A 10,413-nucleotide genomic window follows, 5' to 3' on the forward strand; every position below is an offset into this window, starting at 1 on the left:
CCCCGAGACCGGTCGAAGGGTTTGCCCGGCCGGTTTGTTCCTCACCCCGGCTTGCGCGCCACGCTCAACAGGTTGCCGACGTCGAGCGCTGCCCCGCGTCCGCAGAGGCCGAGCGCCTCCGCGGTGGCGAGGGCGATGGGCTTCAACGGGCCGGGGAGGGGCAGCAGGCGCAGCCAGTAGCGCAGGGGATAGCGGTTGCGGATCGCCCGGATGGCGATGTCGGCAAAGCCCGCCTCGCCGAGCAGCCGGTCCAGGCTCGCCGGGCAGAAGAGCTGCATGTGCTCGATGTCGATGATCGGCGAGCGGCGGCCGAGTAGCCGGTTGATCGGCGCCCGGTAGTCGTGGGTCACGAAGGCGACCAGCCCGCCGGGCCGCAGGAGATCGAAGGCGGCCCGGGTCAGGGCGCGGGGATCGGTAACGTGCTCCAGGGTCTGGAAGCAGCAGACCAGGGACAGGCTGCCGGGGGCGTGGTCGCCGGGCTCGAACACCCCGATCCGCAGATGCGGGCGGATGTCGGCCGGAGCGGCCTCGGCGGCGGCGTGCGAGGGCTCGACCCCGATCACCTCGGCAAAGCCCAGCCGCTGCAGGTCGCGCAGGAAGATCCCGCTGCCGGCGCCGATCTCGAGGGCGGTGCCGCCACGATGCTCCGGGCGCAGGTGCGGCGCCAGGGCCTCGGCATAGGTGCGGGCAGCAAAGCGCGCCTCCTCGGCGCTGTCGTAGCCGGCCTGCCGGTAGGCATGCGCCAGGGCCTCGGCGCTCGGCGCCTCGGCGGCGTACACGGTTTCGCAGCTGCCGCAGCGCACGAGGCGGAATGACATGTATTCGGGCGGCTTGCGCGAGGCGAAGCTCAGCGCGCCGATCCGGGCCGGGTCGATCGAGGCCGACAGGAACGGGCGTGCGCCGCGCTCGGGCGCGCCGCAGACCGGGCAGTCGCGGCCCTTGAGCCCGTCGAGGAGCGCGGCCGGCGCGGCGGGATCGGGGCGGTCCGGGGTCACGGGCGCATCTCGTCGGTCGCGAGCGGGAGCGGGTGGCGGGAGGGGAGGGCGCGCCGCGATTTCCGCGGACGTCCCCGGCCGGGGCCGGCTTACGGGAACCCCGTCCCCCGCGGCGTCGGCGGCGCCTCGTTCATCAGCGTCACCGTCACGCGCCGGTTGGCCGGCAGGTACGGGTTGTCGGGAAACAGCGGCTCGGTGTCGGCCTTGCCGGAGACCGCGGCGAAGCGATCGGCGGGCAGGCCGTTGCTCGCCAGGATCTCGCGCACGCTCACGGCGCGGCCGGCCGACAGCTCCCAGGGCGGGGCGACCGAGCGGCGGCCGGGCCGGTCGGCGGCGGTGTAGCCGGTCACCGCGATCCGGTTGGGCAGCCGGCGCAGGGTCGGCACGATCCGCTCCAGCACCTGGCGGGTGCGGTCGTTCGGCCGGGTCGAGCCCTCCGGGAACATCGAGCGGTTGTCCTGGTCGACGAGCGAGATGTCGAGGCCCCGCGCCGTCACCTCGATGACGATGCTCTTCGACAGTTCGGCGATCTCCGGCAGGTCCTGCAGCGCCTGGCGCAGGGACGTCATGGCGAGGCCGAATCCGTCCTTGTAGCCGTGGTGCGAGATGCCGTCGGCCAGGATCTCGTCGTCCGTCGGCGGCTCGGCCCGGTCGGAGGCCTTCTCGGGCGGGATGTCGCGGACGTCCCGCAGCTTGGTCGCCGAGGGCAGGCCGTTCTTCTCGATGATGCCGTTGAAGCGCGATTCCCGGTTGGTGCCGAAGGCGTCGCGCATCGAGCCCGCCACCGCCTGGAGCTTCTTCTGGTCCTGGGTCGAGTAGGCGGCGATCATGACGAAGAAGCTCATCAACAGCGCCATCAGGTCCGCGAAGGTCACGAACCAGCCGTGACCGCCATGGGCCCCGCCCCGCTTCTTTCTGGCCACCGCTCAGGTCTCCTCGAAGGGCGAATGCCCGTGGCTCGGGCCGCCTCGGCGGCCCCGTCCTCGCGGTGCGTCAGGCCGCCTCGGCGGCCATGTCTTCACGATGATTGTGCGGCAGGTAGGCGATCAGCATCTCGCGCACGAGCGACGCGCTCTTGGCGTCGCGGATAAGCAGCACGCCGTCGATGATGAGCGAGCGCGACACGTCCTCCTCCTCGAGCTTGACGTGCAGCTTGTCGGCGATCGGCAGGGTGATCATGTTGGCGATCAGCGCGCCGTAGAGCGTGGCCAGCAGCGCGGTCGCCATCGCCGGGCCGAGCTTCGAGGGGTCCGACATGTTGGCGAACATCGTCACCATGCCGAGAATCGTGCCGATCATGCCCCAGGCCGGAGCGCAGTCGCCGAAGGCGCGGTAGACCTTCGAACCCTCGTCGAGGTGCATCAGGAAGTTGTCGCGGTCGCGCTCCATCGTGTCGCGGATGAACTCGCGGTCGTAGCCGTCCGCGATGTAGCGCACGCCCTGCGCCAGGAACGGGTCCGAGATCTCGAGGCTCTCCAGCGCCATCGGGCCCTGGCGCTTGACCACGTCGGCGATCTTGGTGATCTCGTCGATCAGGTCGCGCGGGCGGATCGCCCGCATGTTGAAGGCGTAGCGCAGGCCCATCGGCACGCCGTGGACGATGACCGAGAACGGGAAGCGCAGCATGGTGGCGGCGGTGGCGCCGCCGAAGATCACGATCACCGCGTGCTTGTCGAAATAGGCGGCGAAGTTGCCGCCGTCGATCATGATCAGCACGAACACGACCGCGATGCCGCCGACGAGGCCGGCGCCGGTTGCGATATCCATCTGGGGTCGGCCTCTTCATGCACCGCCGCGCGGCCCCGCGATCGTGGGGCGCGTCGTCGGACGTCGCGTGTGTCCTGACCGGCAGATTACGCCCGACAGGCTCAACGAAGCGTAAAGGTCCCCCTCCGCGACCCTGCGCCGTCATGCGCCGTTCAGCGAGAACCCGTTAAGAGACCATCCATGCGATCGAACGGCCGCCACAACAAGGCCGCGCGCGGGGCAGGCGGCGGGCGAGGGCCAGGGCCGCGGACAGGGTCATCTCACCAGGGTTCACCGTCCATGCGGTTGATCAGGCTCTACGTTCGGGTCATGGGCCAGCTCGGCTCCGATCTGCGCCTCGGCGCGCTGCTGACCGCCGCCAACGTCGCCCTGGCGGTGGCGGCCTTCGCCGAGCCGGTCTTGTTCGGCCGCATCATCGACCGGCTCACCCACATGCCGGCCGGCGGCGCCGGCACGTCGAGCCTGCTCGGCCTCGTCGCCCTCTGGGTCGGCTTCGGCCTGTTCTCGATCGGGGCCGGCGTGCTGATCGCGCTCCATGCCGACCGGCTCACCCATCGCAGCCGGCTTTCGGCGATGGCGAACTACTTCGAGCACGTCCTCGACCTGCCGCTCGCCTTCCACTCGTCCAACCATTCCGGCCGGGTGCTGAAGGCGATGCTGGAGGGCACGAGCGGCATGGCGGCGACCTGGCTCGGCTTCTTCCGCGACCATTGCGCGGCGCTCGTCTCCCTCGTCGTGCTCCTGCCGATGACGCTCTTCCTCAATTGGCAGCTCGGCTCGATCCTGGTCGCCCTGATGCTGGTGTTCACCGGCCTCACCACCTTCGTGCTGCGCCGCACCGAGACGCTGCAGGGCGAGGTCGAGGCCTATCATTCGGGCCTCGCGGCGCATGCCTCGGACGCGCTCGGCAACGTCGCGGTGATCCAGTCCTTCACCCGCGCCAAGGCCGAGAAGGAGGCGATGCACGGCATCATCCGCGACCTCCTCGCCGCCCAGACCCCGGTCCTGTCCTGGTGGGCGCTGGCCTCCGTCGCCACCCGCGCCTCCGCCACGCTGACCATGACGGCGATCTTCGTCACCGGCATCGTGCTGCACGGCCACGGGCTGGCCACCGTCGGCGACGTGGTCTCGTTCATGAGCCTCGCCACCATGCTGGTCGCCCGGCTCGACCAGGTCGTCGCCTTCGTCAACAGCCTCTTCCTGCAGGCGCCCAAGATGCAGGAATTCTTCGACATCCTCGACACCGTGCCGGCCGTCCACGACCGGCCCGGCGCCAAGGCGGTGGCGCGGCTCGACGGCAACGTGTCGTTCGACGACGTGCGCTTCTCCTACGACGGCCGCCGCCCGGCGCTGGACGGGGTGTCGTTCTCGGCGCGGGCCGGCGAGACCGTGGCGCTCGTCGGCACCACCGGCTCGGGCAAGTCGACGACGCTCGGCCTCCTTCACCGCGCCTTCGACCCCGATGCCGGCACGATCCGCATCGACGGCGAGGACCTGCGCGACATCGGCCTCTCGTCGCTGCGCCACAACATCGGCGTGGTGTTCCAGGAGCCGATGCTGTTCGCCCGCTCGATCCGCGAGAACCTCCAGGTCGGCCGGCCCGACGCCACCGACGCCGAGATGCTCGACGCGCTGGAGCGCGCCCAGGCCTCCGAGTTCATGGCGCGCCAGCCCGACGGGCTCGACACGATCATCGGCGAGCGCGGCCGCTCGCTGTCGGGCGGTGAGCGCCAGCGGCTCTCGATCGCCCGGGCGCTCCTGAAGAACCCGCCGGTCCTGATCCTCGACGAGGCGACGAGCGCGCTCGACGCCACCACCGAGCGCAAGCTCCAGGGCGCACTGGAAGCGGTGATGGAGGGGCGCACCACCTTCGTGATCGCCCACCGCCTGGCGACGATCCGCGACGCCGACCGCATCCTGGTCTTCCACGAGGGCCGCATCGTCGAGAGCGGCACCTTCGACGAACTGGTGGCCGAGGGCGGCCGCTTCGCCGCCCTCGCCCGGGCGCAGTTCATGGCGGCCGAGCCCGTGGCGGACTACGCCCTCGCGGCATGAGGCGGGTCCGTCCGCCGACGGGGAGAGGGGCGGCCCGTCGCGACCCGGTCAGCGCATCCCGACTCGCCCTCTCGGTCCGATGCGGAATCCGGACGATCGCTTCCGGATTTCGCGTCACCCGCCCGCGCGGTGGAGCCGCAGGCTCCACACGCATGAGCGAAGCCGGAATCGGCATTGCGAAGCGATCAGCCAGAAATCGTATCAGACCATCATCGGTCCAAAGCGATCATCGGCCCGGGACGAACCACCGCCATCCACGCAAAGCGCGCGAGAACCACCGATCCAGGGCAATCCCAACCCCCGCTTCGGATATCGGGAAAAGGCCCTGAAGAAAGCGGCCGTCCGAGATCGGGAAAATTCGCTAGAAATTGCGAATTTGAAATACCTTGAAAGGCGAGGCTCTTACGCTGGACCCCGCCCCGGGAAGACCGCGAACCCGTCCTCCCGTACCCGATCGAGGATCGTCCGGTAGGCCGGATCGCAGGGGCTGCCGGGGGCGATCCGGCCATATTGCACCGCCTCCGGGGCGGAGCGCTCCGGCACCAGCGCGATCGGGGTGGCGGCCGGGGTGAGATGGGCGCCGCGGCCCGAGACCAGGGTGGTGAGGATGCCGAACAGCTCGCCCCGGATCGTCGGCCTGCCCAGCACGGCGAGGCGGTACTGCCCCTGGAACTCGGTGACGAGGTAGATGTGGCCCGACTGGTTCGGCACCGACACGGTGCCGGACTGCGCGAAGGGCGCATCGAGCCGCTCGGCCTCGCGGAAGACCAGCCGGGCGCTGCCCGCGTCCCAGGCGATCTCGGTGACGTAGGCGAAGATCGTCCCCTCCTGGCCGAAGGACGGCCGGAGCGTCAGGTAGCGGCCTTCGAGAAAGGCCACCGCCGCGCGCGTGTAGGAGCCGAACGCCTCCGGCGCCTCGCGGGGGAGGACCTCCCGGCGCGGGGCGGCCTGGCGCAGCGACAGGCCGAGCGCCTCCTCGAGGCGGATCGTCGTCGCCAGCGTGAAGGGCCGGCGGCCGGACAGGGCTTTTTCCAGGGTCGAGATGCTGATGCGCGCCGCATCCGCCAGGGCGAGGCGCGACATCCGCCGCCGCGCCAGGGCCTCCCGCACCGCGTCGGCGACGGCAAGGCTCTGCCCCTCCGGCAGGGCGGCCTCGTCGGTCTCGATCACGGTCTCGGGCGGCATGCGGAGGTGTCCCGTGGAACCCGGGCGGGCTCCGGCCGGAGACCGAGCCGATCCCGGACGGACCCGCACGAAACCGCACGTGCGGGACACCGTCAAGGTGCGGCGCGTCATCGGGGCGATCCGCCCGGCCCGACCCCCGGGTCCTCCTTCGCCACCGCCTCGACCACCAGGCGCTCGGGCCCCGGCCCCAGAGCGTCGAGGGGCCAGCAGGTGACGAGCGCCAGGCGCCGGCCCGGCGCCGCCGGATCGAGGCCGGACTGGTCGAACCGTACGATCCGGCGCCCGGTGACCCGGAAGCGGACGACCCGCCCGTCCAGCCTCCGCACCTCGACCGGATCGCCGGGGACGAGGCGCCCGAGGCTGCGGAACTGGGTGTCGCGATGGGCGGCGTAGACCGCGATGCCCGGCTCGCCGGCCTCCGGCGTGCCCTCGACGTGGCCCGGCCCGAAGGCCAGCGCCTGCCCGCTCGACCCGGCCAGCGCGATGTGGGCCTCGCCGAGGGTCGGGAAGGCGATGCGGGCGACCGGCCTGGTGTCGGCGGCGGGCCAGGGGCGCACGGGCGCCCCCGTCTCGAGGCCACGGGCGAAGGCGCGGGCCAGCAGCGCCTGCGCGAGCGCGGCCTTGGCGGGGATCCAGGCGCCCTGCGCCGCCAGGATCAGGCCGCCCGACGCCAGGGCGGCGGCGAGGAGCGCGCGCGCCCTCACCGGGCGACCCGCCGGCCGCGCACGAGCAGGGCGAGGCCGAGGAGCCCGGCGCCGAGCATCAGCCGCAGCGTGGAATCGGTCGCGGTCTGCGGCAGGGCGAGCGACCCGGTGGCGGCGGGGGCCAGCGCGGCCTTGCGCAGGATCGGGGCGGGGGCGGGCGCCCGCGGCTGGTCGGTGCCGAACACCGCCTCGAAGTCCCAGCCCGCCGGCAGGTTGAGCGGCAGGTCGGTGCGGGCGAGGCGCGCCCCCGCCGGCCGGCGCGGCGTGGCGTCGGTCGCGACGAGCGAGGTGAGCCGCGTCGTCAGGCCGTGGTCGAGGGCGAGCCGCAGGATCGCCGCGTCGGCCGCCTCAGGGGTCATCCGGCCGGTGATCCGCGCGGTCTCGGCCTCGCCGATCCGGGCCCGGGCCCAGACCTTGCCGATCCCGGCACCGTCCTCCGCCTGAGACAGGTCCAGCACCGTGCGCCAGGGCCGGCCGCCGATCCGGCCGGTGAGGGTCAGGGTGCCCCTGGCCTCGCGCATCCGCGCCGCGATCGTCACCGGCTCGCCGCGATAGAGGTCGGGCAGCGCGGTCGGGGTGGCTTCCGCCGGCTCCGAGAAGGTCGCGGCAAGGTCGGTGACGACCGGGCTCTCGAGCTTCGCCAGGAGCTCGCGCATCCGGTCGGCGACCTGGTCGACCGAGCCGATCAGCGTGACGGTGCCGCGGCCGAGTTCGGCGGCGTGGCGCATCAGGTGCCCGTTCGGCGCCGAGCCGATGCCGACCATGAACAGCCGGGTGCGCCCGCGCGCCTCGGCGATGGCCGAGAAGATCCGGCCCTCGTCGCCGATCGCCCCGTCGGTGAGGAAGACGACCTGGCGCACCCGCCCGGTCTCCTCCGGGTCGGCGTCCCGCAGGGCCGCCTTGAGCGGCGCCAGCATCTCGGTGCCGCCCCGCGCCTCGAGCCCGCCGACGAAGCTCTTGGCTTGCGCCAGATGCGGCTCGTCGGCGGCGACGAGGTCGGAGAAGACCGTTTCCATCGTGTCGTCGAAGCGGATCACGTTGAAGCGGTCGCCCGGGCGCAGGCGGTCGAGGCCGACGAGCAGGCTCGCCTTGGCCTGGCGGATCGAGGTGCCGCCCATCGAGCCCGAATTGTCGATGACGAAGATCACGTCCCGCGGCAGGGACGCGGCTTGCGCCGCGGCGACGGGCGGGGTGACGACGGCCAGCACCGCGTCGGCCCCCGCCACGCGCTCGCGGAAGAGGCCGAGGCCGGGGCTCGTGCCGGGGGCCGGCGTCCAGGTCAGCTCGAAGTCCCGGTCGGTCGCGGTGGCGCCGTCGCGCAGCGCGATGCGGCGCTCGCGCTCGGACGGGGCGTCGATCGTGATGGCATGGGTCGCGCTCTCGACCCGGCCGAGGGAGAATCCGGCCTTGAGGTCGATCGAGAGGGTCAGCGGGTTGACCGGCGCGTGGCGGGCGGGATCCAGCACCGGGGCGGTGATCGCATCCCGGTCGGGCACCGGATCGGGGGCGGGGCGACCGGTCGCGGCCTCCTGCACGGCGGGCGGGGCGGGGTTGTAGCGCGGGGCGGCGACGGTCGGCAGGCGCAGGGAATAGGTGTCGCCGGAGCGCCGCACGCCCTGCTGGTACTGGATCTGGACCAGCACGGTCTCGCCGGGGCCGATATTGGCGACCGCGTTGGTGAACAGGTTCGGCCGCTGCTGCTCGACGAGCGCCGCCGCCTTGCCCTCGGCCCGGGCGGCCTCGTAGTCGCGCCGCGCCGCCTCCCGCTCGCGGATGTCGGCGACGATCACCCGGTCGCCGACGACGAGGCGCATCGCGTCCACCGCCGCGTCCTCCGGCAGCGGAAACAGGTAGGTGCCCTCGACCCAGTCCGACGTGGTGTTGCGGAAGGCCTGGGTGATGGTCGCCCGCGCGGTCGGCCCGCTCACGGTGATCGCCGCATCGGCGGCGAGCCGCGGGGCGGCGACCGGCGCGCCGCCGCCGTGGCGCAGGAGCAGGGTGCCGGCCTCCTCGGCCCTGGCCTGCATCCCGCCAAGCAGCGCCAGCGCGGCGGCGACGAGGGGAGCGACGAGGAGGTTGCGGGGCATCGGGCGCGGGTTCGACACGGGTATCACGAGGAGCCTCCATCCTTGGTCGACCGGCTCGGGGACCGGCCGACCTGGAGGCTCGCGCAGAGCCGAAAGCGTCGCCACGGGACGCTTCGCCCAGTGTCCGGCCGCACCCGGACGGAGGCGTCCGCCGCGGTGCGGGCACGCGCGCGGCGGCGGCCGGGCGGTGAGGTGTCGTGCGGGTCCGTGCGGGGGAGGGCGGGTCCGGCAAGGGGCGGGCGCCGGAGTGCCGGTGCGAGGCCGCGGGGGCCTTCGCCACCGGGTCCGGGTGATGGTCAGGCCGCCCGTACGGTCGCGAGGAGGCGCGCGACCTCGGCCGAGAGGTGCTCGAATTGGCGTGACAGTTCCGAGGCCGAGGCGAGGACCTGGCTCGCCGCCGCGCCCGTCTCCTCCGCCGCGCCCGCGAGTTTGCCCGTCACCTCGCCGGTGCCGGCGGCCGCCTGACCGACGTTGCGGACGATCTCCTGGGTCGCCGCGCCCTGCTCCTCCACGGCCGCGGCGATCGAGGTCGCCACGGTCGAGATCTCGTCGATCCGCGCGGTGATCCCGCCGATCGCCCCCGCCGCCTGACCGGTCGAGGCCTGGATCGCCGCGATCTGGGTCGTGATCTCCTCGGCGGCTCGTGCCGTCTGCGCGCCTGGGCGACGTGATCGATGCTCAATTCGTACTGGCGCAGATGCTCGGCCAGCAGTCGCGGATCGTGCGCCGCCGCGACGAGGCGATACGGCTTGATGCGCACCTGATCGATCTGAGCGCGCATCTCGTTGATCGCGATGACCGAGGGCAGCCAGTTCGTCGAGACTTCGGAGACGCTCCGGCGGATGGTTCCCAACTCGAAGATCGACAGCGCGCCCTGCGCGCCGGCGATGACGGCCACGCCGGCGAACAACCCGGCGAGGGTGGACTTGATCGAGAGCGGCATGGAGGGGACGGGCGCGTGAAGGGCCGATCGATGCGCCGCGCGCACCCTCGATCAGGGTCGGGATGCCTGCAGCCGAGCATCCTGGTATTAATAAAATATATTTTTACAATGTTTCTGAATTCGATGGCGATCAACGTCGTTGGAATGTTCTTGCCGAGCAAGTGTCACAAAAAGGAATGTTCTTATTTCAATATTTCTTGCGATCTAGACCGGCGCCTAGGGTCGAGACTCAATCAGCACCAGAACGCAATGACGGCAGCGAGGGCGAGAGCCGAAGCGAAGTTGCGGGCGAGCTTGTCGTAGCGTGTGGTGATGCGGCGGAAGTCCTTGAGGCGGCAGACCACCGCCTCGACCCGCCAGCGATCCCGATCCCGTCGCTTGTCCAGCCGGATCTTGCGCTTGCGGGCGCGGGTGCCAGGAATGATCACGCTGATGCCCTGCTCGCGCAGGTCCTGGCGCAGCCAGTCGGCGTCGTCGCCCTTGTCGGCGATGAGCCGGCGCACGCGGCCGGGCGCCTTGTCCAGGCACGGCGGGAGCGGTCTTCACGTCACTGGCGTTGCCGGGGGTGAGGTGGATGACGCCGGGGCGGCCGATCACATCGGTGAGGACGTGGATCTTGGTGGTCGGACCCGCCCGCGAAGGGCCGATGGGCTGTTCGCGGGCCCCCTTTTCCGCCG

Annotated in this window: 8 protein-coding genes and 2 pseudogenes; 2 read left to right on the top strand and 8 right to left on the bottom strand. The window is 72.1% G+C overall.

Going from position 1 to position 10,413, the window contains the following annotated elements:
* Positions 1 to 41: 41 nt before the first annotated feature.
* From V3T34_RS14895 to V3T34_RS14905, 3 genes are all read right to left on the bottom strand, one after another.
* Entirely contained in the window at positions 42 to 995 is a 954-nt protein-coding gene (locus tag V3T34_RS14895; protein WP_305079621.1) for a class I SAM-dependent methyltransferase, read from the bottom strand.
* 89 nt (positions 996 to 1,084) lie between these two features.
* Positions 1,085 to 1,918 carry an OmpA/MotB family protein gene (locus V3T34_RS14900; protein ID WP_060850700.1) on the bottom strand — a complete coding sequence of 278 codons (834 nt, stop codon included), beginning with the start codon at positions 1,916 to 1,918 and terminating at the stop codon, positions 1,085 to 1,087.
* Positions 1,919 to 1,988: 70 nt separating this feature from the next.
* Complete coding sequence (locus tag V3T34_RS14905; protein ID WP_048427583.1) at positions 1,989 to 2,762, bottom strand: motility protein A; 774 nt, start codon at positions 2,760 to 2,762, stop codon at positions 1,989 to 1,991.
* Between the two features lie 279 nt (positions 2,763 to 3,041).
* Here V3T34_RS14905 and V3T34_RS14910 point away from each other — a divergent pair, with 279 nt between their 5' ends.
* Positions 3,042 to 4,817, top strand: a complete 1,776-nt coding sequence (locus V3T34_RS14910; protein ID WP_305079622.1) for a glucan ABC transporter ATP-binding protein/ permease — start codon at positions 3,042 to 3,044, stop codon at positions 4,815 to 4,817.
* Between the two features lie 402 nt (positions 4,818 to 5,219).
* Here V3T34_RS14910 and V3T34_RS14915 read toward each other — a convergent pair whose 3' ends face one another.
* From V3T34_RS14915 to V3T34_RS14930, 4 genes and pseudogenes are all read right to left on the bottom strand, one after another.
* The gene (locus tag V3T34_RS14915; protein WP_060850698.1) at positions 5,220 to 6,002 is read right to left on the bottom strand and encodes a helix-turn-helix domain-containing protein; all 783 of its coding nucleotides are present in this window, start codon (positions 6,000 to 6,002) and stop codon (positions 5,220 to 5,222) included.
* 107 nt (positions 6,003 to 6,109) lie between these two features.
* Positions 6,110 to 6,706 (bottom strand): class GN sortase, encoded by a 597-nt coding sequence (locus V3T34_RS14920; RefSeq protein ID WP_060850697.1) that lies wholly within the window; start codon positions 6,704 to 6,706, stop codon positions 6,110 to 6,112.
* A complete protein-coding gene (locus V3T34_RS14925; protein WP_305079623.1) occupies positions 6,703 to 8,793 on the bottom strand; it encodes a marine proteobacterial sortase target protein in 2,091 nt (696 codons plus the stop codon). The genes V3T34_RS14920 and V3T34_RS14925 overlap by 4 nt, the downstream gene beginning before the upstream one ends.
* Before the next feature lie 296 nt (positions 8,794 to 9,089).
* Positions 9,090 to 9,518 (bottom strand): annotated as a pseudogene (locus V3T34_RS14930) (hypothetical protein); the annotation flags it as partial.
* A 60-nt stretch (positions 9,519 to 9,578) separates the two neighbouring features.
* Between V3T34_RS14930 and V3T34_RS14935 the strand changes: the two are divergent.
* Positions 9,579 to 9,755, top strand: coding sequence for a hypothetical protein (locus tag V3T34_RS14935; RefSeq protein WP_305079624.1), 177 nt, complete (start codon positions 9,579 to 9,581; stop codon positions 9,753 to 9,755).
* Positions 9,756 to 9,969: 214 nt separating this feature from the next.
* Here the strand turns inward: V3T34_RS14935 and V3T34_RS14940 are convergent.
* A pseudogene (locus V3T34_RS14940) lies at positions 9,970 to 10,413 on the bottom strand (IS5 family transposase); the annotation flags it as partial.

The sequence above is a fragment of the Methylobacterium ajmalii genome (assembly GCF_036448855.1).
In the GTDB taxonomy this organism is placed as follows: domain Bacteria; phylum Pseudomonadota; class Alphaproteobacteria; order Rhizobiales; family Beijerinckiaceae; genus Methylobacterium; species Methylobacterium ajmalii.

Coding starts and splice junctions, on each gene's coding strand:
- V3T34_RS14910 (WP_305079622.1), top strand. CDS start 3,042: ATGCGGTTGATCAGGCTCTACGTTCGGGTCATGGGCCAGCTCGGCTCC.
- V3T34_RS14905 (WP_048427583.1), bottom strand. CDS start 2,762: ATGGATATCGCAACCGGCGCCGGCCTCGTCGGCGGCATCGCGGTCGTG.
- V3T34_RS14915 (WP_060850698.1), bottom strand. CDS start 6,002: ATGCCGCCCGAGACCGTGATCGAGACCGACGAGGCCGCCCTGCCGGAG.
- V3T34_RS14925 (WP_305079623.1), bottom strand. CDS start 8,793: ATGCCCCGCAACCTCCTCGTCGCTCCCCTCGTCGCCGCCGCGCTGGCG.